General features: G+C 45.5%; 24 protein-coding genes. 5 read left to right on the top strand and 19 right to left on the bottom strand.

Going from position 1 to position 24,414, the window contains the following annotated elements:
* Positions 1–24: 24 nt before the first annotated feature.
* The 3 genes from ftsX to ftsY are packed head-to-tail and all read right to left on the bottom strand — an operon-like array spanning position 25 to position 2,885.
* The gene (gene ftsX / locus IE104_RS16360) at positions 25–1,107 is read right to left on the bottom strand and encodes a permease-like cell division protein FtsX (RefSeq protein ID WP_229838029.1); all 1,083 of its coding nucleotides are present in this window, start codon (positions 1,105–1,107) and stop codon (positions 25–27) included.
* Entirely contained in the window at positions 1,104–1,772 is a 669-nt protein-coding gene (gene ftsE / locus IE104_RS16355; protein ID WP_189420460.1) for a cell division ATP-binding protein FtsE, read from the bottom strand. Before ftsE ends, ftsX begins: the two co-directional genes overlap by 4 nt.
* A 27-nt stretch (positions 1,773–1,799) precedes the next feature.
* Positions 1,800–2,885 carry a signal recognition particle-docking protein FtsY gene (ftsY, locus tag IE104_RS16350; RefSeq protein ID WP_189420457.1) on the bottom strand — a complete coding sequence of 362 codons (1,086 nt, stop codon included), beginning with the start codon at positions 2,883–2,885 and terminating at the stop codon, positions 1,800–1,802.
* A gap of 123 nt (positions 2,886–3,008) precedes the next feature.
* On the opposite strand from ftsY, the gene rsmD reads away from it, so the two are divergent.
* Positions 3,009–3,602 (top strand): 16S rRNA (guanine(966)-N(2))-methyltransferase RsmD, encoded by a 594-nt coding sequence (gene rsmD / locus IE104_RS16345; RefSeq protein ID WP_189420455.1) that lies wholly within the window; start codon positions 3,009–3,011, stop codon positions 3,600–3,602.
* Positions 3,603–3,605: 3 nt separating this feature from the next.
* Here rsmD and IE104_RS16340 read toward each other — a convergent pair whose 3' ends face one another.
* Entirely contained in the window at positions 3,606–5,000 is a 1,395-nt protein-coding gene (locus IE104_RS16340; RefSeq protein WP_189420453.1) for a fibronectin type III domain-containing protein, read from the bottom strand.
* Positions 5,001–5,456: 456 nt separating this feature from the next.
* Here IE104_RS16340 and coaD point away from each other — a divergent pair, with 456 nt between their 5' ends.
* A complete protein-coding gene (gene coaD / locus IE104_RS16335) occupies positions 5,457–5,936 on the top strand; it encodes a pantetheine-phosphate adenylyltransferase (protein ID WP_189420451.1) in 480 nt (159 codons plus the stop codon).
* A 29-nt stretch (positions 5,937–5,965) separates the two neighbouring features.
* Positions 5,966–6,712, top strand: a complete 747-nt coding sequence (locus IE104_RS16330; RefSeq protein WP_189420449.1) for an SDR family oxidoreductase — start codon at positions 5,966–5,968, stop codon at positions 6,710–6,712.
* Between the two features lie 2 nt (positions 6,713–6,714).
* Here the strand turns inward: IE104_RS16330 and IE104_RS16325 are convergent, their stop codons facing one another.
* From IE104_RS16325 to IE104_RS16310, 4 genes are all read right to left on the bottom strand, one after another.
* Entirely contained in the window at positions 6,715–7,125 is a 411-nt protein-coding gene (locus tag IE104_RS16325) for a hypothetical protein (protein WP_189420448.1), read from the bottom strand.
* Positions 7,126–7,138: 13 nt separating this feature from the next.
* On the bottom strand, positions 7,139–7,972 hold the full coding sequence (locus IE104_RS16320) for a hypothetical protein (RefSeq protein WP_189420446.1): 834 nt from the start codon (positions 7,970–7,972) through the stop codon (positions 7,139–7,141).
* 9 nt (positions 7,973–7,981) lie between these two features.
* Entirely contained in the window at positions 7,982–9,286 is a 1,305-nt protein-coding gene (locus IE104_RS16315; RefSeq protein ID WP_189420444.1) for an MBL fold metallo-hydrolase, read from the bottom strand.
* A 204-nt stretch (positions 9,287–9,490) separates the two neighbouring features.
* Positions 9,491–10,381, bottom strand: a complete 891-nt coding sequence (locus tag IE104_RS16310) for a LysR substrate-binding domain-containing protein (RefSeq protein WP_189420442.1) — start codon at positions 10,379–10,381, stop codon at positions 9,491–9,493.
* A gap of 171 nt (positions 10,382–10,552) precedes the next feature.
* Here IE104_RS16310 and IE104_RS16305 point away from each other — a divergent pair, with 171 nt between their 5' ends.
* Together IE104_RS16305 and IE104_RS16300 are read left to right on the top strand one after the other, a co-directional pair.
* Positions 10,553–10,987 (top strand): DoxX family protein, encoded by a 435-nt coding sequence (locus tag IE104_RS16305; protein WP_189420440.1) that lies wholly within the window; start codon positions 10,553–10,555, stop codon positions 10,985–10,987.
* A gap of 50 nt (positions 10,988–11,037) precedes the next feature.
* Positions 11,038–11,730, top strand: a complete 693-nt coding sequence (locus IE104_RS16300; RefSeq protein ID WP_189420438.1) for a pirin family protein — start codon at positions 11,038–11,040, stop codon at positions 11,728–11,730.
* Between the two features lie 58 nt (positions 11,731–11,788).
* Here the strand turns inward: IE104_RS16300 and IE104_RS16295 are convergent, their stop codons facing one another.
* The 11 genes from IE104_RS16295 to IE104_RS16245 all read right to left on the bottom strand — a co-directional run bounded on the left by IE104_RS16295 (position 11,789) and on the right by IE104_RS16245 (position 24,320).
* Positions 11,789–11,998, bottom strand: a complete 210-nt coding sequence (locus IE104_RS16295; RefSeq protein WP_189420437.1) for a DUF2934 domain-containing protein — start codon at positions 11,996–11,998, stop codon at positions 11,789–11,791.
* Positions 11,999–12,126: 128 nt separating this feature from the next.
* Positions 12,127–13,713 carry a glycoside hydrolase family 43 protein gene (locus tag IE104_RS16290; protein ID WP_189420435.1) on the bottom strand — a complete coding sequence of 529 codons (1,587 nt, stop codon included), beginning with the start codon at positions 13,711–13,713 and terminating at the stop codon, positions 12,127–12,129.
* A 167-nt stretch (positions 13,714–13,880) separates the two neighbouring features.
* Entirely contained in the window at positions 13,881–14,942 is a 1,062-nt protein-coding gene (gene rhaT, locus IE104_RS16285; RefSeq protein WP_189420434.1) for an L-rhamnose/proton symporter RhaT, read from the bottom strand.
* An 86-nt stretch (positions 14,943–15,028) separates the two neighbouring features.
* Complete coding sequence (locus IE104_RS16280; protein WP_189420433.1) at positions 15,029–15,916, bottom strand: amidohydrolase family protein; 888 nt, start codon at positions 15,914–15,916, stop codon at positions 15,029–15,031.
* Between the two features lie 34 nt (positions 15,917–15,950).
* A complete protein-coding gene (locus IE104_RS16275) occupies positions 15,951–16,697 on the bottom strand; it encodes an SDR family NAD(P)-dependent oxidoreductase (protein WP_189420432.1) in 747 nt (248 codons plus the stop codon).
* A complete protein-coding gene (locus IE104_RS16270; RefSeq protein ID WP_189420431.1) occupies positions 16,694–17,566 on the bottom strand; it encodes a 2,4-didehydro-3-deoxy-L-rhamnonate hydrolase in 873 nt (290 codons plus the stop codon). The genes IE104_RS16275 and IE104_RS16270 overlap by 4 nt, the downstream gene beginning before the upstream one ends.
* A gap of 107 nt (positions 17,567–17,673) precedes the next feature.
* On the bottom strand, positions 17,674–18,876 hold the full coding sequence (gene rhmD / locus IE104_RS16265) for an L-rhamnonate dehydratase (RefSeq protein WP_189420430.1): 1,203 nt from the start codon (positions 18,874–18,876) through the stop codon (positions 17,674–17,676).
* 216 nt (positions 18,877–19,092) lie between these two features.
* Positions 19,093–21,384 carry a glycoside hydrolase family 31 protein gene (locus IE104_RS16260; protein WP_189420429.1) on the bottom strand — a complete coding sequence of 764 codons (2,292 nt, stop codon included), beginning with the start codon at positions 21,382–21,384 and terminating at the stop codon, positions 19,093–19,095.
* An 81-nt stretch (positions 21,385–21,465) separates the two neighbouring features.
* On the bottom strand, positions 21,466–22,611 hold the full coding sequence (locus IE104_RS16255) for an L-lactate dehydrogenase (protein WP_189420428.1): 1,146 nt from the start codon (positions 22,609–22,611) through the stop codon (positions 21,466–21,468).
* Positions 22,612–22,710: 99 nt separating this feature from the next.
* Positions 22,711–23,487: an L-rhamnose 1-dehydrogenase Lra1 gene (gene lra1 / locus IE104_RS16250; RefSeq protein ID WP_189420427.1), complete on the bottom strand. Its 777-nt coding sequence runs from the start codon at positions 23,485–23,487 to the stop codon at positions 22,711–22,713.
* Positions 23,488–23,516: 29 nt separating this feature from the next.
* A complete protein-coding gene (locus tag IE104_RS16245; RefSeq protein WP_189420426.1) occupies positions 23,517–24,320 on the bottom strand; it encodes an IclR family transcriptional regulator in 804 nt (267 codons plus the stop codon).
* Positions 24,321–24,414 lie beyond the last annotated feature (94 nt).

Genomic DNA, 24,414 nt, shown 5'->3' with positions numbered 1-24,414 from the left:
TGTCATTAATATGTTTGACATAGGTCAACGGGGCTGGATTTGGATCAAATGCCTGACGACCGCAATCCATGCCCCCAACAGCCCGGTCAAACCCGCTAGCAACACCAGCTGCATGCTGCCAAACACACCAAGCCCTTGCAGACGGAAGTTGCTTTGGTAGAGCGCCGCAAGCTGATCAACTGTAGCTGAAACCCACAAAAACCCGAGACCCAAGACCACCAACGCCAGCAAACCACCCCCAATTCCGTACCACAAACCCGTATAGAGAAAAGGGCGCGCTACATAGGAATCGGTACCGCCTACCAACTTAACCACTAAAATTTCATCGCGGCGGTTCTCAATGGCAAGGCGAATTGTATTGCCAATTACCAGCAATACACCCAATGCCAGCAGGCCGCCAAGGCCAAACACCATCTTCTTGCCAAGGATCATCAGCTGTTGCAAACGCTTGACCCATTGCATATCCAAACGCACATCCGCAACGGCCGGATCGGCAAGTAAGGATTGTTCAAGTGACGTTATGGCGGCGTCACTGCCATTTTGCAAGCGGGGAGTGACTAATAAAGTGCCAGGTAGCGGGTTTTTCTCCAAACTATCAACCACTTCACCCAAACCTGACTGGGCTTTAAATTCAGCCAAACCCTGGGCTGGCGACACATAAACGACCTTGGCTATGTCGGCGCGCGCTGCCAATCGGATACGCATCTCTTCGGCTCTGGCATCCGTAGTTTCCGGTTTTAGGAAAACAGATACCTGACTTGAACCCTCCCAATTTTCGCCCAATTGTTGAAGGTTAGCGAAGCCAATGTAGAGCGCCGCCGGTATAGCCACTGCTATGGCGATAACCAACCAAGTCATCAAACTTTGGAAGGGTGTTTCTAGCAAGCGCATAAGGCTGTCGATGGCAGAAGTACTGTGATGCGCAAAATAGGCATCAAACTTGTCTGCCAGCCGCACCTTGGTTTGCACCGCACCCTGTTGGCGGTTTACGGGTTCCGGTTCCGGCGCTCGTTCGGGACGACGTGTGGTGGTAGCGCCGCGAGTGGCTCCAGTAGATGGACGTGTACTGGGGCGATTGCCTGTCACTGATGGACGTTTTGATTTCACCAGAGCACCCCGTCGTGTACAAGTTTGCCTTCAACCAAACCAAGAATGCGTTTGTTCATGCGCTTAAGCAGTTCAACATCGTGACTGGCAATCATTATTGTGACGCCAACTTCGTTGAACTGGCGGAATAAAGTCATGATCTCCTCAGATAACTCTGGATCCAAGTTTCCGGTCGGTTCGTCAGCCAATAACATGGTTGGTTTGTTCACCACAGCGCGAGCAATACCTACACGCTGCTGTTCACCGCCGGACAGAACTATGGGATTTAAGCGCTCTTTTTCGAGCAGGCTGACTTTATCGAGTGCTGCGCGTACGCGCTTGCCAATTTCATGATGTGACAAACCCGCAATTTGCAGCGGGAGTGCAACGTTATCAAACACGCTGCGATCAAACAAAAGTTGGTGATTTTGGAAAACCACGCCGATATTGCGGCGATAGTAGGGAATCTGGCTGGATGACATGCGGTTGAGGTCATGACCATCGACCATAATCTGGCCATGGCTGGGGCGCTCCATCTGCATAATCAGCTTCATAAGCGTACTTTTACCGGCGCCCGAGTGGCCGGTTAAAAACAGCATTTCGCCCGGTTCGACTGCAAAGTTGATGCGCGAGAGCGCTTCAAAACCGTTATCGTAGCGTTTGCTGACGTTGTCAAAACGTATCACGCAGGCTCCTTGAATAAATTTTATAAATTATGATTCTTGGGTACTGAAGAGTGCTTCTATAAAGGGTTCAGCGGCAAAAGGTTGAAGATCATCAATGCCTTCGCCCACGCCAATAAAGCGCACTGGCAGACCAAATTTTTTGCTTAGCGCGAAAATCACTCCGCCTTTGGCGGTGCCATCGAGCTTGGTTAGCGCAAGACCGGTTACTCCTGCGGCTTCAATAAATTGTTGCGCCTGATTCACAGCGTTCTGGCCAGTGCCGGCATCCAGCACCAATAGAACTTCATCTGGCGTACCTGCATCCAACTTAGCCAAGACTCGTTTTACCTTGGCAAGTTCATCCATCAAGTGGTCTTTGTTGTGCAAACGGCCAGCAGTATCGGCAATCAAGACATCCAAACCACGCGACTGGGCAGCTTGCAGGGCGTCATAAATAACCGAGGCCGAATCAGCACCCGTATGCTGGGCAATCACCGGAACCTGATTGCGCTCACCCCACACCTGCAACTGTTCAACAGCGGCAGCGCGGAAGGTATCGCCCGCAGCCAACATTACTTTTTTACCCTGGTTTTGCAGACGCTTGGCCAACTTGCCAATGGTTGTAGTTTTCCCTACGCCGTTAACGCCAACGACCAGAATTACATAAGGCTTTTTAACCCCATCGACCACACGGTTTTCAACCACCAACGGCTTTTCAACGGGGCGAAGCAGAATCGCAAGTTGTTCACGTAGCGCGGCGTAAAGCGCATCGCCATCGGCAAGCTGTTTGCGGGCAACGGCTTGAGTGAGGTTGTTGATAATTTCTGTGGTCGCGTCCAGACCAACATCAGCCACCAGGAGCTGCGACTCCAACTCTTCAAACAAGTCGTCATCGATAGTTTTGCGGCCGAGAATTAAGTTGCCCAAACCTTGCGCGAAATTGTTGCTGGTACGACTTAAACCTTGTTTGATACGGGCAAAGAAGCCTAGTTTGGCGGGCGCTTCGCTGGAAGCAGGCGCAGGTATCGCATTAGGGATTGGCTCAGAATCAATTCCTCCGGAGGTGACTTCCTCAGCGAGGTTTTGTGGTTCATCCGCTTTGGGTTCAGACTTCTTAAAAAACTTGGAAAACATAAGTAACAAATTCTTAGTAATACGGGGGGATTAGGCAGTGAATTAACAGGAAGCCCTGAAAAACCGTTATCCTATCATTATCCTAATCCTACCACTTCTATTTTAAGATTTGAGAATTAAGCCTTGAAACCTGCGCGACCGTCGCCTAAAGCTTCCACAAACAACCAACTTCGCATCATTGGCGGCCTATGGCGCGGCCGTAAATTGAGTTTTCCCGATGTTGACGGCCTACGCCCAACGGGAGATCGCATCCGCGAAACCCTGTTTAACTGGTTAGCACCGGAGATTCAGGACGCGCGTTGTTTAGACTTATTTGCCGGTTCGGGCGCCTTGGGGATTGAAGCTTTATCCCGCGGCGCAGCGACAAGTGTGTTGGTTGAGCTCGATACCAAAGCGGCCGCACAACTTAAAACAAATTTGGAAATTCTCAAGGGGGATAAGGGGCGCATCATCAACGCCGATGTTATGGAGCTGCTGCGGAAGGGAAATACAGAAGAGCCCTATCACATAGTATTTATAGACCCGCCCTTTCAGCTCAAACTTTGGCAGGCGGTGATTGGGGCTTTGGAAGAGGGAAATTGGCTCGCAGAAAACGCAACTATTTATATTGAGTCCGGAACGGAAGATGAATTCGCACCGCCTATCAACTGGCAGCTGCACCGCGATAAACACGCCGGTGCGGTGAGCTACCGGCTGTTTTATCGCGAGCCTGCTTAAGCTTTACTGGGGCGCAATGTCTACAAAATTGCTGTAAAGGCCGTTTTTATCGAAAGCGGCTACCTGGAAGACATAGGTACCTGCAAGCCAACTAAAGTTATAGTAGTTTTTCCACGCATCGTTAATAGTGACGTAGGTATAAGCAACATCGGTAAGTTTACGATAACGCAACTCATAACCACCTACTTCAGTAATATCTAAATTATTCCCGTTCTCACGCAAATTTGGTGCAACCCAATTAAAGTTTACTGGTCCCTCCACAGTTACACTTTTCACGCCCAAGCCAGATACCGAAGAACTACTTGATGAAGCCTTAGAGCTTACACTGGATGTCGATATCGAACTCACGGAAGACTTACTTGAGGACGTCACAGGTGCGCTACTTTTTGAAGAGGCACTTGATGCAGATGAGGCGACCGAGGATTTCGCCCCACTACTACTAACTGCAGCAACGGATGACGAAGTAACAGAAGAAGGGGCTGAGGAAACCTGTGAACCAGACTCAAGCGGAACCGAAGCGGTTTGCACAAACACAGATTTGATCACCGACCAATTACCTGCAGCATCACCTGCACTCACACCATACAAATATGTTTTCCCGGCAGCGACATTAAAATCAAAATAACTATTCTGAGACCCGTCAACAGTGTCTATCTGTACCTGATCACGATAAATTTTGTAGCTTACTACTTCGACGTTATCAGTAGCAGACAGCCATTCAAGTTGTACTTGGTCACTAAATGCTGCAGCTACCGTGATCTTGTCCGGCATTTTTGGGCTAGCTACGTCTAAACTCGAAGTCTTGCTAGAGGATGAAGATGACTTACTAAGGCTACTTACCACAGCACTCGCCTTGGAAGAACTGCTACTGGAAGACTTTAGACTGCTACGTGAAGAGCTACTAGCCGCAGAGGACAAGACCGGTAAAGGTTGTGATTTTGATTCGTTAGCATTGATAGAAGAAGAACTCTCAAAATCAGCACCATCAACATTAACCGGCGCGGAGGAAGCGCTTGAAGATTTAACGGTAAAACCAGGAGTAACTTTTGCAGCCGCGCTGGAAGAGCTGGCTTCAGCAGTGAAAGACGGACGAAACGTAGTCCCCGCCGCTGCACCAACACTTGCTGTCATTAAGGGTGCACAGAAAGACATTACAATCGCCATTTTGCGTAGCATCAATTGCCAATTCAAACCGCGTTTCAATTGCAAACGATCAATAAAACCCAATTCGATTAAAATTTCACCCAGGGACGAATTAACGCCCAAGTTTGAGTCAAATGGGTCCAGCAACTGACGGCGCTTTTGCTGCTCTTTGATGGCAATGTCCAACTGCTCAGCAGTTATCAATCCTTTCTCTAAAAGAATTTGGCCAAGACGAGTTGCGGTTGATTTGTTCACGGATCCTCCACGAATTGCATGCTTATGACTAAAAATCGATTAGCAAATACAATTCTAAAATTTACTGAATAAAGAAAAAATTACTAATAACAAGTTACTTTATTGTAGAAGATATTAGGTGGCGCAAAAAAATAAAAGGAGAAGTGGTTCACACACCGAAAAACCGTTTTGAAATAGGTTTTTAGCATTTTAGATCGATATGTGTTTAACGAAAAAAAGCAACAAAAAAAACCAAAACTTCCAATCAATTGGCTCTTAAAATCAAATTTTAATTCTATTGCGCGAAGGATCTTTTCCGGGATGTGATGTCTGAAAAATCATGTAACACCTTGCATCAAAGGCTCCATAGAAAATGGTGACCATGAATAACTCCTACCGTTCAAAGTGTTGATTTTTGTACTTAGGGTACAAATTGTTTACTATGCGGCCCACTATAAGCTCCCAAGAGAACTCCCCATGCGCAAAGTGGTTTATCCCGGTACTTTCGACCCTATCACCAACGGCCACATAGATTTGGTCGAGCGCGCCTGCTGTTTATTTGATCGGGTAGTCGTTGCGGTCGCCGCGAGTAACCGGAAAAACCCGCTATTTACACTCGAAGAGCGCGTAGCCTTAGCGCAAGAAACGCTAGCGCATCTGCCCAATGTGGAAGTCTGCGGATTTGATATTTTATTGGTGGAGTTTGTTCGCCAGCAGCAAGCCCAAGCTGTCCTTCGCGGGTTACGCGCAGTTTCCGATTTTGAATATGAATTTCAGTTAGCCAACATGAACCGCGCCTTGGCACCCGCCATGGAAAGCTTGTTTCTCACACCGGCAGAACATCTCTCGTACATCTCATCATCCATAGTGCGCGAAATTGCTTTCCTGGGTGGAGATGTCAGCCAATTTGTTGCCAAACCTGTGGAAGCTGCGCTGCACAAAAAATTTAATCGCTAGTACTAGGCTATAAATTCTGAGGAAGGACCATGGATAAACCTCTTATGCTCATTACCGGCGGCAGCCAGGGTATAGGTGCCGCCACTGCATTACTCGCCGCACAAGCGGGCTACAACATTTGTTTTAGCTATCACTCGCAAGCAAGCTTCGCACAACAAATTTCAACGCAACTTACTGAACTGGGCGCGGAAGTTTTGTATGTTCAGGCAGACGTTAGCATTGAGGCCGATGTATTAAATTTATTTGATCAAATTGATACGCGTTTTGGCCGGATCGATGCGTTGATCAACAATGCAGGAATCCTGCGAAAAAAATTAGTTGTTGATATAGATGTAAAAGAACTGGAAAAATTATTTGGCGTAAATGTAATAGGAAGTTTTATTTGCGCACGCGAAGCCATTAAACGTATGGCTGTTTCCAGAGGCGGTAAAGGCGGTGTTATTGTGAATGTATCTTCAATCGCGTCCCGCGTTGGTTCGCCGTTTGAATATATTGATTACGCTGCGACCAAAGGCGCTATAGATACCTTCACTCTCGGTTTGGCGAAAGAAGTTGTTGCGGAAGGCATTCGTGTTAACGCCGTGCGCCCCGGTATTATCCAAACTGAAATCCACGCAAAAGGCGGTGAACCCGGCCGTATAGAACGTTTAAAATCTGTGATTCCCATGCAACGTGCGGGAACTGCTGAAGAAGTTGCAAAAGCAATTTTGTGGTTAGTCTCTGATGATTCCTCTTACACAACTGGACATTTATTGGATGTTGGCGGAGGCCGCTAAATTTATTTTTTTGCCAAACCATCCAAATCCGATTTTACTTCTTTGAGTGCAGCAACAATCGGTGCAGGCTTAGCGGCATAGGCAGCCGCTGCCAACAGCAAAATATCAGCGACCAAATCAATAAATTGCGCAATTTCCTTAATTTTTTTCATAGCTTTTTTTGCGTCATTTACAGCGCCTAACAATTCTGCTTGCGGAGTTTTTAAATCTTTTACGATGCGATTTGCCGCATCAAGATACAAACTGTTAGCCCGTTGGCGCAAAATAGTTTCATCCTGAAATATCGCCTGTGCACTTATTTGATTTACCTCGCCATTTTTTATAGCGTCCATCAACCGCAGGTGCATTGCGTTGGCGCACTCGGTAATTTCATTTGCTAATGCTTCTACTTCCGCCGCGTTATCCAAAGCCATAAGATTCTCCTGGTTACAAAGATTCAAGATTTGTTCTAATGATTTTTATATCTTTAGCAAGCTTGCTAACGGACGTTTTGATTTCAGCTTTGGAAAGCTTATCAATATTGTTGTGCAGGTAAGTGTGTCCTTCAGCGATGTTATTGAGGCCTTTTTCGGCAAGTTCATATTTAACCTGAGCGTTATTATATTCTACTGTTTTAGCCTGGATATGCGCGCGCGCCAAGGCAATTAGCAATGCATCTTTTTTTGCATCCGCAAAAGCTATATTGGTTTCAAGCAAGCCCAGCACTTCATTTTTTTCATTCTCATTGGTGGCTTTATAAATACGCACTAATGACTTCATGCCAGCCAAGAGAGTTTGTACCGGTTCATTTCCTTCTTGTACCATTTTGCGTACCGCTTGCTCCTGATGGGCAGACGTAATCCATTTAGCTAATATTTGTGTAATGTTTGATACAGCATCGACCTGTTTTGCATCTACATTGAAATTTGGATGCGCTTTAATTCCACCCTTTAATGCATCTAACTCTTTTGCCAGGCTAAAACTATCTTCGCCCGCAACTTGCGCAAGCGTTTCCATGTAAAGCGAAACACTTTTTTGAATTTTTATTAGATCGTCATAGGCAGCTTTGCGGCCAAGATCTGTAGCTTGCGCAAGCTTTTCTGCCTCGCCATTCAGATAGGGTTGCTCGCGTGAATAAGTGTCGCGAAACCGAAGCGTTAATTCGTTATAGGAAGAAAACTTTGCCGATTCAGTGGCATATTCTCTTACCTCCTTAAGATTGGTACATGCCGTTAAGGAACTTGCAATGCAAAGTATTAAAACCAGTTTTACAATTTTCATAGCAACATCCTATTCATGCGGAAAATAAAAATCGCCCAATACGCCGTTTTGGCCAATTATAAAACGCACGTTATCACAGCCTCCAACTTCATTATCAGCATCAGCACCTATTTTGTTAGCATTTTGCTTACAGGTATTATCATTTTGAGTGGTGCTGAATAATTGGCCGCGCTTAATAAATTCATTAACGACTTCCTGATCAGGAAGCGTAACGCCACTGTATTTGAAAGGGCCCGAGGATATGACAAAGTAACGGGGCTTCACCGCATCTAAAAATAGACGTCGCGAAGACGTAGAGCTGCCATGATGCCCGGCAATTAATACATCGGCTTTTAAATTCGCTTTACAACATTCCAGCAAATCAGCTTCTATTGTATTTTTCTCAGGCGAATCATTAGTCAACCATTTTGCGCGCGCACCACCTTCGGCATCTCCCATCAACAAAAACGAGTTCTTACCCACTTCAAGTCTTACCACCAAACTATTTTCATTTACATCAGAATGGTGCTCCGCCGTAGCATAAAGAAATTGCATACTGATATTTTTATCCAATATTATTTTTTCATCTGTATTAATTCGGCTACTAAACTTTAATTTAACGGAAGATGGAAATTGGCAGTTAGCGCCTATTTCCATGGCTATATCTTTTAAACCAAAATTATTGGTTGCCGTGTGATATTCCGCATCGGATGCGCGCACTGCAGAAAGGAACTCAGCGTAAATACAAGAATTATAATCAGCACCGGAATCCCACACGTTGGCAACTTTGAAATTGCTGAATAGATCAGGCAACAAACTAATGTGATCTTTGTGTGGATGGCTAACAATCAGGTGATCTATGCGCTTAAGCGCAGGCTGATGATGCTGGATAAAATTTATTAAACGGTTGTCAGGCATCCTCGCACCATCATCTTGTGTGCCGCCGTCATAAATCACATTGAAATTATCATTGTGAATCCACATGGCCAAACCTGTCCCAACGTCAATAACATCCACATAAAAATCTTTGAACTTTGTATCTGCAAGATTTTCTTCGCTGTTATCCGTTAGCGCATGGTCGATAATTTCAGACCAGGATTTACTGACATAACCAATTTTACGTGGACTAAACCTGACTTTGTGCCAATAGGGAACGGATCCTAAATATTCAAGTTCCTCACCAACTTTGAGTTGGCCGAGTTGCACACCACCTTCATTCGGTGAGCTGCGCACCGTAATTGAGTTAGTCGCGCGATTGGACGGCGTTACATATTCAGCTGCTTGGGCGAACAGACTGCAACAAAAAAATAGAAGTCCCGCTATGAAATATTTCATTATATTTTTCCCTGTTTAAAATTTTATGCTGAATCGGTGAGACTCTTAATTCGCAGGTCATCAGGCAAGAAACCGATGACATGCAGCGAAGCATTTTCAATGCCAGATCATAAAGCTGATAAAAATCAAAACGCTATCCCCGGTTATCTTTTTTGCGAAGAAGTTTTGTAAATATCCCCGTCATGAATTCGGCGACAACCATACTTAAAACCAATTTGCGACAAGGCAGGATTCAACAAACCAAGCCAATGCTTTGCCTTTATTTTCTTTTCGCCACGCCATGTAAACGGGAATTTTTGGCCGCGGAACTGAACATTCCAACGCGATTAAATCGCCATTAACTAATTCATTTTTAATTAAATGCCGGGCTAAAAATCCTACACCTACGCCCATGACTTGCGCCTGGATTTTTGCTGAAGCATTTGCAACCCTAATGGTTTGGCGGCTTTCCAATAGGCCCGACGAACGGCCTGGTGAAGTCAATGACGAATCCGCAGCCACAATGGTTGGAAAGGCGCGAATCGCAGCCGCATCCACCGGACCTTTATGCAAACACAGTGGATGCTCACGGGCTACCGCAAACACAAACTCCACTTCACCCATGATGCGATACTCGAGCACGCCTTTCGGTAGCTCTCCACTTGCTCCTAAAGCCAGATCGCAGCGTTCAGCCAATAGCGCATCCCAAGTGCCACCGAGGACTTCTTCGCTCAGGGTAATGGCGACGCGTTTGTCGAGTTGATTGAAGGCGTTCACCTGTTGTAGCAGGGGAGCGAGCGGCAGGATTGTGTCCTTGGCGATACGCAATTGTGTCTCCCAGCCCGACTCCAGCTGATGTACAGCCTCCTCAATTGCATTGGCAGCTTGCAAGAGTTGTCGCCCCTGTTCCAGCAATAGTTTGCCAGCGGTAGTTAGCTGGGCACGCTGTCTGGAGCGATCAAAAATACTGATTTCAAGATCGGATTCAAGCTTTTGAATTGTATAACTAAGCGCTGACGGAACCTTAAAAAGCGCATCTGCAGCAGCGCCAAAGCTGCCTTTCCTATCAATTGCATCCAGTACTCGCAAGGCTTCCAGCGTAATTGCGTGTTGCATTTTCACCTCAACATCAAATGTTCAAAAATTTTGAACTATTAACTCAAAATCTTCCGCTTTTTTGTTTCGCTGTGCAAGCCTAAAGTAACTACCAAGTGAGGCGTGAAATGAATTGAACGACATGCCACCGCGAATTGAACCTAAACCCAATATTATTTTCGGAGTTACATCATGAGCAAATTAACCAAGATTCTTGCTACCCAAAACAGCTTTGCACCTTTGGCATTACGCGTTCCAGTCGGCCTGACATTGGCAGCCCACGGTTCACAAAAACTTTTTGGTTGGTTCGGCGGCTACGGTTTGGAAGGTACAGGCAAGTGGATGGCATCCATAGGTCTTGAACCAGGTGTCTTGATGGCGGCGCTCTCGGGTTCGGCAGAATTTTTCGGTGGACTGTTTTTAGTCTTAGGTCTGTTAACACGCCCAGCCGCGTTGGTAGTTGCCTTCACCATGCTGGTTGCGATTTTTTCAGTACACATCAATAACGGCTTGTTTATGAGCAACAACGGTTACGAATATGCGCTAGCTTTATTTGCAGTAGCAGTATCCTTGCTCATCTCTGGCGGCGGCCGTGCCAGTGTTGATAACCTTATCGCCAACAAATAACTCTTCGCATATTGCGGCGCAAGTGCGCCGCACAAAAATTGAGGTGACCTATGATCAGTATTAGAAAAAGTAACCAACGCGGCGGCGCAGATTTCGGTTGGTTGAAGAGCCAACACACATTTTCGTTTGGCAATTATTACGACGAACAACACATGGGTTTCTCTGCGCTGCGTGTCATTAATGATGATCGCGTTGCACCTGATTCCGGTTTTCAAACCCATGGTCATCGCGATATGGAAATTATCAGTTATGTTTTAAAGGGCGAAATTGCCCATAAGGATAGCGAAGGTAATGTGGCTGTGTTACCGCCAGGTGAATTCCAATTGATGTCAGCGGGTAGCGGTATTCGTCACAGCGAATTTAATCCATCGATTAGTAAGGAATTACACTTCCTACAAATCTGGATTCAACCCAATGTGTATGGCCAAACGCCCGGCTATCAGCAAAAAGATTTTGGGCAAGAACACGGCCTAACTCTGGTTGCAAGCCCAGATGGAAAAAACGGCAGCATGGTCATTAAGCAAGATGCGTTTTTGTATCAACTTATATTATCTGCCAGCAAGGAAGCCAGTTTACCTGCAAGCAAAAGCAGACATTATTACGTGCATTTGATTGAAGGTGAATTAGAAGTTGAAAACCAAAAACTAACGCCGGGTGACGGCGCCAAAATTGAAAATATTGATGAACTTCAATTGAAAGCTGTTGATCAGAATGTCAAAGCCTTGGTGTTTGATTTACCCTAAAACAAAAAAGTTGTGACTCCAGTAGCTCACAACTTTTTTATTTGGTATTCAGAGAATGCTATGTTTGATCGGGTTGTTCTGGCTCTGTAGGTCCTGTCGCTTCTGACGGATCTACAGAACGTTTTTGATGTGGATGATTTTTATGTTCAGCTTCTGCCATTAATCGCGCAGCCAAATGCCAATGGCGTTCCGCTTGACCGCTAGGTTTTCCTTCAGATTCCCAAATTTGATGGGCGAGTGAACGAACATTGTGTTCCGTATGAACCATAAGCCACCCCCGTAATTAAGAAAATAGCTTTAAATTTATAACACGCGGCTAATGATCGTCTGTGTGTTAAACCGCATAAGCAGTGTTTGGTATTTTCCAGTCGTCTCTATTAATTGTTACTCACAACTCTATTCCATTCTAAACCAATCAACATCCATATAACCGGCGCTTTTTTCGATACTGGAGTTAAGGCTAAATAAACCCACCTTTGCTCCTATCCATATGCCTGCTGTTGCCTGGAAAGGCTCACCTATATTTATAAATGTATTGCCATCTGTACTGTAGGAGAATTGGCTTAAGCCGCCATCGCAAACATCGACTCGTAGAAACGCAGAATAATTATCTGAAGTTGCTGGCCAGGAAACTGAAGCGATTTCCTTAGTCGCATCGTCATATTGTTCATAGGTGCCATTAAATAAACCTAAACGGGTTTCACTGTCGGTTTTATAGAATGCAAGATAAGCCCAGGTTTTTCCCATTACAACCAAACCGGCTTTGTCTTTTTTGCCGTCTGGATGGAAAGTAACTTTTGTTGTAGCTACAAACGCAGGTGACGAAAATTTCTGCAACAATAAATTAGGTACAAAGCGTAAATTGCCAGCTTGCGTTAAATTTTGTACGGCATGTAAACGCAAATGATCTTTGTGCGCACGATTAAGTGAATACCATTCCTGTTTGGGATTAGCATGCCATTGCCATTGTAATCCTAATTTTTTGGAATCAAATTCGTCACTGGTTTGTGGAGCTTCGATTGGAAATATTTTTCCAATGGCCGGTTTTTTCCATTCCAATACAGGCTCACCAATTCCGTCGTTATCGGAGTCATTTCCTATCACAGGCCAATCGTCTTTCCAGTTCATTGGCTGCAAATGTGCAACGCGCCCATAAAGTCCGCGATCCTGAAAATGCATAAACCACCATTCACCTGAATCCAGTTCAACCATTCCACCTTGATGTGGTCCATTGATGTTTGTTTTACCCTGGTTCATCACAACTCTGGATTCATATGGGCCGTAAATAGATTTTGAACGCAATACACTTTGCCAACCTGTCGCTACTCCACCAGCAGGAGCAAAAATATAATAATAGCCATTACGCTTTAAAAATTTGGGTCCTTCGATTACGGGCTGGGTTTTTAGATCCTTGAAAATAACCTTGCCATCATCCAGTAAGGTTTTTCCATCAGCACTTAATTTATGGAGATATAAAATATCGGCGCGAACTTTTCCGCGCACCAAATAAGCCTGACCATCGTCATCCCAAAATGCATCGGGGTCTTCCCACAATTCAACATCTGCCATGTGTTTAAGTGACCACGGGCCCACAGGATTTTTTGCAGTGGCAACAAATAATCCCAAATCAGGCGTGCAAAAATAAACGTAGAACATACCCTTGTGAAAATTTATTGAAGGTGCCCATGAACCCAAACCATGAGCTTGACGATCATGCTTTTCAAAGGGCAAGCGATCATAGATATGGCTGATAATTTTCCAATTCACCAAATCTTTTGAATGCAAGACCGGAATGCCCGGCATGGTGTTAAAGCTGGAAGCGACCAAGTAAAAGTCATCGCCTACTTTGATAATGTCAGGGTCTGAATAATCAGCAAACAGTACCGGGTTTTTATAATTGCCGTTACCTAAGTCGGGAACCCAAGGTGCAGAATGAGCGAAACACGAAATACATATTGCGAATGCTGCTGTAAGAAATTTCATTTTTAGATGCTCAAATGAATTCAATTAAAAAGGGAATCGTCATCCTCGCGTAGCGGGGATCCAGCAGTTAAAAAAGCTAAAATCAAAAGCTGGATCCCCGCTACGCGAGGATGACGACTCCCTACTTACGCAAACCCCAGATCAGATATATAACTGTGAATTAGATATCAAACTGCTTGCGCATTACCCCAGCCGATTAATACCGTTGAGCTGACTAAAGTGAGGATTCCAAGCCAAACCAGTAATTTGGTATTGCGTGTGGTGCCTTTCCATTCCGAAAGTGCAAACCCCCACAAAGTGGAAAATAAAATGATGGAGGCCATATGCAGGGTCCAGCTTGAAAAGCCGAAGCGACCCATTTGGCTTTCACCCAGGGTGTAAAAGAAAAATTGGAAGTACCACAGGGTTCCACCTAGAGCGGCAAAGAAATAATTAATGCGTAAAGAGGTGGCAGGAAGATTAGTTTTAAAAAATTGCTGCGCAGATTTATTGCTCCATATCAAATAGGAGCACCACAACAGATTCGTGGTAAAACCACCGGCGAGAATCACGCATAAAACTGGCAAACCTTTCCACGAGGGAGAAGTACCCTGTAAAAGCGAAGCAGCGCGAATCGATTCCCCAGCATCCAAACCAAAAGCAAAACAGGAAGACATAACTCCGGAAAATATGGCGATGGCGATACCTTTCTTTAAATTAAATTCGCCTCTATCTGTATCACTACTATTTAATTGTTTTTCTTTTATTTGCTTTTCTTTAGCATGACCAGCCAAAGCAATAATAATAATGCCGAGCAAAACCACGGCAATGCCAACAAAAATAATTTTTCCACTCAGTGTGCTCGCAAGTGTGCCCACAGTGCCACGAAATAAAGGTGGGCCCATAGTACCTATAACAGTTGTTAAACCCAGCGCAACAGCCATACCTAAAGACAAACCCAAATAGCGCATGGTTAAACCAAATGCTAAACCACCCAGGCCCCACATAGCGCCCCAAAAATAACACCAGAGCAAAACATTTGTGGGAGTACTACTTAAGACTTCCCACAGATTATTAGTTTGAATACTTGCAAATAACCAGGGCGCGATAACCCAGGAAAAAAATCCACCGGTCAACCAGAATATTTCCCATGACCAACCGCGAATGCGTTTATAGGGAACATAAAAACTGGCAGAGGCTAAACCGCCTAGCCAGTGAAACAAAACGCCGGTAAGTGGATTGGGTGTCATTTTGTTACCTCGTTATTATTAACTTATTTGCATATAACCCCGTCCCAAACTCCCGTCTACAACGGGTAGGCCGGGAAGAGGGGGAATTAAATTCTATAAATCCGCTCTGCATTTGCAGCAAAAAGTGCATCCTGTTCCTGCACACTCAATTCACACACGATTTGTTTATATACGTCGTAAGCTTGCTTAAAGGAATTAAAGAGTTTGTCGGTTGGAAAATCACTGGCAAACATAACGCGATCCGTTCCAAACCAATCAATTGTTTGGGTTACCAAATCTTTCATACCTTCAAAATTCCAGCGGCGATCAATAAATCCAAAACCGGAAACTTTTACCGAAACATGCGGCAAGCTGCTTAATAACGACATTCCTTGTTGCCATTGTTTTTTGTCTTTATCTACCGGCATACCCATATGATTGATAATCACCGGCACATTGGGATTTGCTTTAGCAAGGTCGTAGGCTTGCCCCATTTGATTGGGATAAATTTGCAGATCAAATGACAGACCAAATTTATTTAGCAGTTTGTACCCGCGTTTGAATACTGGATCTTCCAATAAATTTTTCGGCGTATAGGTTAGGGCTGGATTGGGATGCCAATTAATAATATGGCGAATACCGCGAACATTTTTATTTAAGCAGTGAACCTCTAGCAGAGACTCTACTGCAAGATCATTCAAAGATGCATGAGCCACTATGGCATGTGGAAAGCCGGTTTTATCAGCCAGTGATTGCAACCATAAGGTTTCAGATAGCGCGTCTTCAGCGTTTGCACCGGCCTCAATATGCACAAGCTTTTTTACGTTGATGTTTTGCGCATCAGCAAAATAATTTTCTAATAAATAATCAGAAGCAATGGCTTCAACGCTACCGTTAGGACCATCGCTGGTAAAGGGCGGAGTTAACCAAGGGTAGCGAATATGTTTGAGATCCCACAAATGCACATGGGCATCAACAACACGTGGGATCTTCATAAGGTGCCTCTTATTATTTTAAGCTTTACTAATTCTAATATGTTGTTCTTCCACCCGAAGTATCAAACACCGATGCCGTAGTGAATGAACATTCTTCAGATGCCATAAAGCACACCATAGCCACAGATTCATCAATTAAACCTAAACGTCCCATAGGAATTTTTGAACGCATATAATCAACTTGCGATTGCGGCAATTGTTCCAAGATTGGGCTGTCGAAAGTTGCGGGGGTTAATGCGTTGACGATAATATTTTTTGTCGCCAATTCTTTGCCTAAGGATTTGGTTAAACCAATTACGCCCGCTTTGGATGCGGAATAAGCGCTAGCGTTGGGATTGCCTTCTTTACCCGCTACCGACGCAATATTTACGATGCGCCCATAATTATTATTGAGCATGTGCGGCACCGCACTGCGGCAGCAATAAAATAATCCATTTAAATTGATATCCATTACGCGCAGCCAGGAATCAATGGGGAATTCCCACACAGGTTGGGTGGCGCCTGTAATGCCCGCTGCATTTACAAGCACATCAATTTTACCGAGAAACTCAAGTGATTTTGTAACCGCATTGTTAACAGCTTCTGAGTCAGAAACATCGACTGCTATGACACCTTTAGCACCAGTTTCCACAGCAGCGGCTTGCAGCAAGTTTTCATTCTGATCCCACAAAACTACATTGCCGCCTTCCGCAACAATACGCGCGGCAACGGCTTTGCCAAGCCCAGATGCGCCGCCGGTAATAATGGCGTTGCGATTTTTAAAACGATTTGAAAATATCATTCGATGATTTCCTGATTGGCAAGACTGAATGCGACTACGGTTTGGCGTTGCTCACCTAATTTGGTAACGCCGAGATGAATTTCATCGCCCACATTTAAATAAATAGCCTCAGGTTTTTTACCTTCACCCACGCCCGGTGGAGTACCTGTAATCACCAAATCGCCAGGTTGCAAAGTAATAAAACGTGAAATGTAGCTGATGCATTGCGCCACATTAAAAATCATGGTTTTGGTGTTGCCCGTTTGCATGCGCTGGCCGTTTACATTTAAAAACATATCCAATGCTTGCACATCGCCCACTTCATCGGGCGTTACCAAATAAGGACCAACCGGACAAAAGGTATCGCAACCTTTTCCTTTCACCCATTGGGTGCCGCGTTCTTTTTGGAAGCCGCGTTCGGAAATATCGTTTACTAACGTGTAACCGGCGATGTGTGACAGGGCATTCGCTTCATCTACATAGCGACAGGTTTTACCGATAATAATGCCTAGCTCAACTTCCCAATCCATTTTGGTGGCGTCGCGCGGTTTCATTACAGCGTCATTCGCGCCATTTAATGAAGTAATGGCTTTGGTAAAAAATATCGGCTCGCTTGGCACAGGCAAATTGGATTCGGCGGCGTGATCGGCGTAATTCAAACCTACGGCAATAATTTTTCCAATTCCCGCAACAGGCACACCGAATCTTTGTTCGCCTTCTACGATGGGTAAACTGCTGATGTCCACATCATGCAAAGAATTTAACTTTGATAAACGTACTTGATCAGCATTTAGATCTGGAATGACTGAACTGAGATCACGTAGGCGACCTTGCGCATCAATCACGCCAGGTTTTTCTGAATTTTTTTGGCCGAAGCGGCAGAGTTTCATGTTATGAGTTCCAAAAATCAGTTTTGTTGGGAGCCGTCATCCCCTGCGGGGATGACGGCTCCCTATTACATAAAATCCAAATTTATAAAAAGTCGTTACTTACTTTATTAATTCCGTACGTAAGGCCGACGCAATTTCACTGCCGGATTTAATTCCACACCAAAGCCGGGTTTATCCAACGCGGATACATTCATGCGGCCATTAAAGGGCACAGGTTCGCCTAGCAGTTGTGGATGGAACATGGGCGCAACATGATCGGCTTTGGGAGCCATCATTAGAAATTCTGCGAAGGGTGAATTGTGGCGAGTAATAACAAAGTGATAGCTGTAAACCGATGATCCGTGCGGAACAACCATAATTCCACGCGCATCGGCCATGGCAGAAATTTTTAATAATTCCGTCACGCCACCGCACCAACCTACATCGGGCTGGATTAAATCGCAGCATTCCATTTCCATAAGCATGCGGAAACCCCAACGCGTTGCTTCGTGTTCGCCGGTGGTGACAAGCATGCCGGGTGGCACTTGTTTTTTGAGTTGTTGATAGCCCCAATAATCATCGGGAGAAATGGCTTCTTCAATCCATTTCAATCCGTAGGGCTGACACGCATGCGCAAGACGCGTTGCATAATGGACATCGAGCGCCATCCAACAGTCGTACATCAACCAAAAATCCGGGCCACATTTTTCGCGCATTTCCGCAAGCCAGGCGACGTTTTTCTTGAGGCCTTCATCACCTTCAATGGGGCCGTGCAAGAGGGGTAATTTGCCACCGATAAAACCCATTTCTTTAGCGAGATCAGGGCGTGCACCCGTTGCATAAAATTGCAATTCATTGCGCACCGCGCCGCCGAGCAAACGATACACAGGTTCACCGCGTAAGCGCCCCATTAGATCCCAGAGCGCGAGGTCAACGCCGGAGATAGCATTCACCACCAAGCCTTTGCGGCCGTAGTATTGCGACGCAAAATACATTTGATCCCAAATGGTTTCGTAATCGAAAGGATCGCGGCCTTCTAAAAAGCGTGCGAAGTGATGTTCAACCAAATAAGCAGCAGGCTCGCCGCCGGTAGTCACCGCAAAGCCGACAGTGCCGTCTTCACATTCAATTTCAACCACCAAAGTGCCCAGTACATTAATGCCGAAGCTTTTGCGACTTTGGCGATATTCGGGATATCGCCCCATAGACGTGGCTATATGGTTATCAATCCAATGGCCTTCGCCTTGATCGTGATAATCAGCTCCTCCGCCGCCTTCGCCACCTTTCGCAACGAGTGCACGTACGTGTTTTATTTTTGTTCTTGGGTTCATTGCTTCACCAAGCTAGCTTGAGGGATTAAATAATATTCCACACTATGGGATTAAATCCTACAGAATGGGAAATGTTGCGTCAATGCAATAAGGTCGGGAAAGCGGGCTTTTTTTATAATTTTGTATGAATTTTTTGGGGGCACTTCAATACAACATGAAAAACTTCGTGCAGGTGTTGAGAAATAGTCCTGCACGAAGCAATTTCTTGTTAATCACTTACAAATTTATTTCCACTTTCGAATTTTCATTCAAACCTAGCGGCAAACGAATTTGTTGGGTGGACTCGTCGAATTTCCATGTTGCGGCTTTTCCATTTAGCGATATGTTTTTTGGTGATTTCACTAAAAATACGGTCAATTCGCTAGCATGATTCAACGCGGGAATATCGAGACTGATTTTCTTTTTATCGCGTTGCATGACAAACGACTTTTGCTTGTTGCCATCTAGCAGGTCAACGTAAGTAAATGTCGTATCACCTTTCGCCTGCGCCGGATTTGCAAAAATAGTTAAATGCGACGCTTGGTTGCTCCAGTTACGGTTGCTGCCTTTAAAAGTATCGCCTTGCACAAAAATGGAATTTTCAGCAATAAAGCGTGGCAAGGTATTGAGCGGTGCATTGACCTTTATGGTTTTACCGCCCTCGTAACGCTGTGCAGTATTATCAAAATCAATCCAGTTGCCCTTGGGTAAATAAACACTGCGCGTTTCGCCATCGTGTAAAACCGGTGCAATTAGCAAGGCATTACCCAAATAAAATTCGTCAGCAATTGCGTAGGTGTTTTTATCTAACAGATGGCGGTAAGCGAGCGGTTGCATTAATGCACCCTTTGTTGCACTTGTATTTGCCAGCGAATATAAATAAGGCAAAAATTGCATGCGCTCTTCACAAATTTTGCGGAAAATAGCCTGGAATTTTTCATCGTAGCGCCAGGGCATGCGATCATTTCCAGCACCACCAGCACCATCTAATTTAATTTCAAATAAGCCACTCATGCTGCCCGCTTGCATCCAGCGGATGTAAAGATTTTCTGGAATATAACCATCGCCCTGGTAACCACCCACATCTGTTCCCCACACCGGGAAGCCCATAAATGATGAACGCATAGCGTTGGCGATATTGCTTTGCAAACCTTCCCAACTGGTGCGCGGATCACCGCCCCAAATTGCGCTCAAATAAGGTTGGCTGCGTTGATAAGCGGAACGTGCAAATGTGAGTTGGTCATCCCCCCATTGTTTGCGCAAGGCTTCGTCATGTACTTTCGCCATCAAGTAAGAATATTTATTACGGCGCTCTGGAATCGTCACATTTTTGTCTGCCCAATCTTCTGCGGCGGGAAATACTTCATCAGCGCGATCCATCTTGTGGCCTTTAACACCAAATGCGTGTTGTTTTTCGGCGAGCGCTTTTTGGAAAACATTTACAGTCGCAGCATCACTTAAATCGAGATAAGAAAATCTGCCGGGCAAATGTTTTGCAACGGAATAATCGTTAAAAGTTGCGGTGGCCGTCCAGGTCATAAATTCCAGACCTTCCTGCGTACGCAATTGGTTAATCCACTGCGCAGGATTTGCAAATAATGAATTGAAATTCATTTTTGACCAAGCGTGAGCACCATCGCTGTAAGGGCGATCAACAAACCATGAAGTAAACGGAATTTTTAACTCACGCATTTTCTTAACATCGTCAAGAATTTCTGGCGCACCACCGTTATTTTGATCGCGCCATCCCATTGGCCCCAAGCCCCAGGCGGGTACATGTTTAGGTGCACCGATTAATGCAAAATATTTTTGTTGTATGGCAACGCCGTCGTCACCGGGAAACACATACCAATCCAACTTTCCGGTGTCGTGAGTAATGCGATTTTTTCCATTAATCGCTAAATCGTAGCGGCCGCGCGCAAAGCTATCGAAAAAGGAACCATAACCAAAGCTACTGATATAAAACGCGGAATAGGCAGTCGCGTAATTTTCGTGAAGGTAAGCATCTTCGCTATTGATATCTACGTTAATGCTACTGCCTGTTAAATCAGGTGATACTTGTGCGTCAGGTTGCAAGGGTTCTGACAAACCAAAGAAGTGGTCGCCGAGATAATTAAAATGCAAGGCAGTCGATCTGCCCCAGGCAGGTTCCGCATTTAAACGAAAGCCGCCCGCAACTTTGCTTAGCGTAAGATTAACTGAGCGCGGCTGAGTGTTGGTGACCGGATTATAAAAATCCACATGGGCAGGAAACTCACCTACAAGCGTGATTGAATTTTCTGAGGTGTTTGACAAGGTCCATCGGGACGCAGCTGTATCGTTGAAGCGAATATCATCAAGCGCGATAATTTTTTTGTTTTTGCTGAAAACATCTACCGCTATTTTATTTTTGCTAATTTCTACATTCAGCTTTTGCGTATCGTCTATAAGGCTCGCTTTTTCTTGCGCCGCACTGGATAAACTTATACTGCCAAACAAAATAAACACCGGGAGACTTAAGAAATTCAATATCGCTTTTCTATTCATCATTGCTCTCACTCATAATTTTCATTTATGTTCGGTAAATTTAAAGCTCCTGTAATTTCCGCTCAGCGACACAGGATTATGGATTTATAAATTTACCAAACTGTCACGTTTAATTGTGTTGACCGATGTATTGCCAGAGAGCGCCATTGCAACGCGCATTTCGTTTTTAAAAATATCCAATATTTCCCGCACACCTTTTTTCTGGCGCGCCGCCAAAGCATAAACCCAAGGTCGTCCAATCATTACAAAATTTGCACCGAGTGCGAGTGCACGTACGACATCAAGTCCGCTGCGTACACCGCTGTCTAAAATAATACCGAGGTCATTGCCCACGGCATCAGCAATGTCTGGCAATGCACGAATGGATGACAGGGCGCCATCCAATTGTCGACCACCGTGATTGGAAACAATAATGCCATCTGCGCCTATTGATGCCGCTTGCTTGGCGTCTTCCGAATCCAGAATACCTTTGATAATAAATTTTCCGTCCCACTCTGCGCGAATGCGATCTATATCCGCCCAAGTGACTGTTGGATCAAAATTTTGTGCAAGCCAACTCCAAAATTCATCAATCCCCGCGTTATCACCTAACACGGGCGCAATATTACCGAGCGTGTGCGGACGACCAAACAATCCGACATCCCACGCCCATTGTGGACGCATAAGTACCTGCCGTGCGCGCGTAATTTTACGTTGCAATATAGTGCCGGACGATAAACCGGATCGCATATCGCGGTAGCGTGTTGCAGGCACCGGCATATCAACCGTAAATAACAAAGTATCGGTTCCCGCTGCTTTTGCGCGCGCTAAAATCTCGCGCAAAAATCCGCGATCTTTAATCATGTACAACTGAAACCAGATGGGATTATTTACCGCTGCACGCACTTCATCAATTGCACAGGCCGACACTGTTGAAAGACAAAAAGGTACACCTGCTTCTTCCGCCGCTTGTGCTGCTTGTACTTCACCGCGCCGCGCGTTTAAACCGGCGATACCTATGGGCGATAAACCCAAGGGCATGGCATATTCTTTTCCAAACAAAGTCGTAGCGGTTGATACGGAGGAAACATCGCGCAGCACTCGCTGACGCAAAGCGATAGTTTGCAAATCGGCACTGTTGTTGCGCAACGTAGTTTCACTAAAGGCGCCGCCGTCGATATATTCAAATAAAAAATGCGGCAAGCGTTTGCGTGCGAGTGTTCGGTAATCTTCGATATTGGCCAGGATCATTTGTTGTAGTTTTCTCTCACAAAACTTAGTTTCTAATTTTATTTATCTTTTTTTGCCGTAATCCCCGCAGGGATCTAGTGTCATTGTAAAAAATAAAAATCACTGCAAATTTACAAACATCCCGCCATCTGCAAGTACCGAAGCACCCGTCACATAGTCCGCAAGATCTGATGCTAAAAATACTACTACCTTGGCAATATCTTCTGGCACCCCCAAGCGCCCGAGTGGAATTCGTTTTTCCATATAGGCACGTTTTTCGGGATTACTTAAATCGTCTTTGTTGATGTCAGTTTGGATTGTGCCAGGCATCACCGAGTTGCAGCGTATGCCATATTTTCCCAATGCGATGGCCGTGGATTGCATAAGCGAATGTACGCCTGCTTTGGTTGGTGTGTAGTGGGTTTGCATTTCACCGCCCACCAACGCCGAAATGGAACTGATTGCAATAATAGAACCGCCGCGACCTTGGGAATCTTTACCCTGGCTAACCATTTGTTGCGCGGCAGCCTGGCACATGGTGTAGGCGCCGAGCAGATTTACATCCATAGTGCGGCGCAAGGTCTCGATAGGCATTTCTAAAAAACTGTGGAAGGGGCAAATGCCAGCGTTGGAGACAAACACGTCCACACCATTAAAATTTTTTACGGCCGCTGCAATAAAATCCGTGGCAACTTGGGGATCTGCAACATCACCCGCATGAAAAAATGCGCGGCGGCCCATAGCCTGAATTTCTTGCACAAGGCTGGCAGCAGCGTCACCGTTTTGAAGATCATTAATACCAACATCTGCACCTTGGGCCGCAACCATCAATGCCGTTGCGCGGCCAATACCGTGAGTGCCGCCGGTGACTAAAACTCTTTTGCCTTGCAACAACATTCACAGCCTGCCTTGTTGTATTGATAGATTTATTTAGTGACGGATTTTTCACTCCATCCGTATTCAGCGGAGATGGCTTTCGCCGTAGCAATAACGCTTTCCCTCAGTTCATTCATGCGCTCGTCGTCCATGTACTGGGCCGCCGAGGCAACGCTAATTGAACCAATAATTTTGTCGCCCGCATTGCGAATAGGCGCCGCTACGCAGCGAATGCGGTCTTCGTTTTCTTCCAGGTCAAATGCACAGCCCTGGCGGCTATATGCATCCATCCGCTCCAGCCAGCTTTCCAAATTGGTGTGGTACTGGCTTTGCTCGCGGTTATAAATGGCTTCCAGCTGCGTTTTGGAATGGTCGAGCAACAATGCTTTCCCCAACCCGGTAGAACTGAGCGGCTGGCGCTCGCCAATGCGCGAGCTGATTTCAATGCGGCGCGAACCGGGAATTTTGTCCAGATAGAGCGCGCTGTCATTATCCAACACCCCCAAGTGCACCGTATCGCCAGTAGCGGAGGCGAGGAGTGCGATGTGCTCGTAGGCAACCCGGGGCAAGCTCATTTGCTGGGATGATTTATGCCCAAGCTCAATTAATTTTGCGCCCAGGCTGTAACCAATACGCGGAGTGAAATTCAGAAACCGTTGTTCAACCATGGTGTTGGCAAGCCGGTGCGCGGTTGAGCGCGATAGCCCTAAAGCATTGGCGATATCCTGCAAATTACCGGTGCCATTGGCGACTACCGACAAAATTTCCAAGCCGCGAATGAGAGTTTGCGCCCCTGAAAGGCCCTTTCCCTTAGCTTCTTCACCCGATTCGTTATTGGTTTCATGTTCCTGCATTTGTCTCACCTAAAGGGATTGAGTTTCATATTGTGGAATTTTATGGCCTATGTCAATCAAAAAACGCGCATAGATAATATTCAACGTATAGCAT

The sequence above is a fragment of the Cellvibrio zantedeschiae genome, from assembly GCF_014652535.1.
Classification (GTDB): domain Bacteria; phylum Pseudomonadota; class Gammaproteobacteria; order Pseudomonadales; family Cellvibrionaceae; genus Cellvibrio; species Cellvibrio zantedeschiae.
This window is presented reverse-complemented; position numbering and strand designations above follow the sequence as displayed.

What these genes read in the sequence shown, in the direction of transcription:
- rhaT (WP_189420434.1), bottom strand. Translation starts at nt 14,942, where the DNA reads ATGACACCCAATCCACTTACCGGCGTTTTGTTTCACTGGCTAGGCGGT.
- lra1 (WP_189420427.1), bottom strand. Translation starts at nt 23,487, where the DNA reads ATGTTGTTGCAAGGCAAAAGAGTTTTAGTCACCGGCGGCACTCACGGT.
- IE104_RS16255 (WP_189420428.1), bottom strand. Translation starts at nt 22,611, where the DNA reads ATGATCCTGGCCAATATCGAAGATTACCGAACACTCGCACGCAAACGC.
- IE104_RS16270 (WP_189420431.1), bottom strand. Translation starts at nt 17,566, where the DNA reads ATGAAACTCTGCCGCTTCGGCCAAAAAAATTCAGAAAAACCTGGCGTG.
- IE104_RS16310 (WP_189420442.1), bottom strand. Translation starts at nt 10,381, where the DNA reads ATGCAACACGCAATTACGCTGGAAGCCTTGCGAGTACTGGATGCAATT.
- IE104_RS16245 (WP_189420426.1), bottom strand. Translation starts at nt 24,320, where the DNA reads ATGCAGGAACATGAAACCAATAACGAATCGGGTGAAGAAGCTAAGGGA.
- IE104_RS16320 (WP_189420446.1), bottom strand. Translation starts at nt 7,972, where the DNA reads ATGAAAATTGTAAAACTGGTTTTAATACTTTGCATTGCAAGTTCCTTA.
- IE104_RS16315 (WP_189420444.1), bottom strand. Translation starts at nt 9,286, where the DNA reads ATGAAATATTTCATAGCGGGACTTCTATTTTTTTGTTGCAGTCTGTTC.
- IE104_RS16260 (WP_189420429.1), bottom strand. Translation starts at nt 21,384, where the DNA reads ATGATGAATAGAAAAGCGATATTGAATTTCTTAAGTCTCCCGGTGTTT.
- rhmD (WP_189420430.1), bottom strand. Translation starts at nt 18,876, where the DNA reads ATGAACCCAAGAACAAAAATAAAACACGTACGTGCACTCGTTGCGAAA.
- IE104_RS16275 (WP_189420432.1), bottom strand. Translation starts at nt 16,697, where the DNA reads ATGATATTTTCAAATCGTTTTAAAAATCGCAACGCCATTATTACCGGC.
- ftsY (WP_189420457.1), bottom strand. Translation starts at nt 2,885, where the DNA reads ATGTTTTCCAAGTTTTTTAAGAAGTCTGAACCCAAAGCGGATGAACCA.
- IE104_RS16290 (WP_189420435.1), bottom strand. Translation starts at nt 13,713, where the DNA reads ATGAAATTTCTTACAGCAGCATTCGCAATATGTATTTCGTGTTTCGCT.
- IE104_RS16280 (WP_189420433.1), bottom strand. Translation starts at nt 15,916, where the DNA reads ATGAAGATCCCACGTGTTGTTGATGCCCATGTGCATTTGTGGGATCTC.
- IE104_RS16300 (WP_189420438.1), top strand. Translation starts at nt 11,038, where the DNA reads ATGATCAGTATTAGAAAAAGTAACCAACGCGGCGGCGCAGATTTCGGT.
- IE104_RS16325 (WP_189420448.1), bottom strand. Translation starts at nt 7,125, where the DNA reads ATGGCTTTGGATAACGCGGCGGAAGTAGAAGCATTAGCAAATGAAATT.
- IE104_RS16305 (WP_189420440.1), top strand. Translation starts at nt 10,553, where the DNA reads ATGAGCAAATTAACCAAGATTCTTGCTACCCAAAACAGCTTTGCACCT.
- IE104_RS16330 (WP_189420449.1), top strand. Translation starts at nt 5,966, where the DNA reads ATGGATAAACCTCTTATGCTCATTACCGGCGGCAGCCAGGGTATAGGT.
- IE104_RS16295 (WP_189420437.1), bottom strand. Translation starts at nt 11,998, where the DNA reads ATGGTTCATACGGAACACAATGTTCGTTCACTCGCCCATCAAATTTGG.
- coaD (WP_189420451.1), top strand. Translation starts at nt 5,457, where the DNA reads ATGCGCAAAGTGGTTTATCCCGGTACTTTCGACCCTATCACCAACGGC.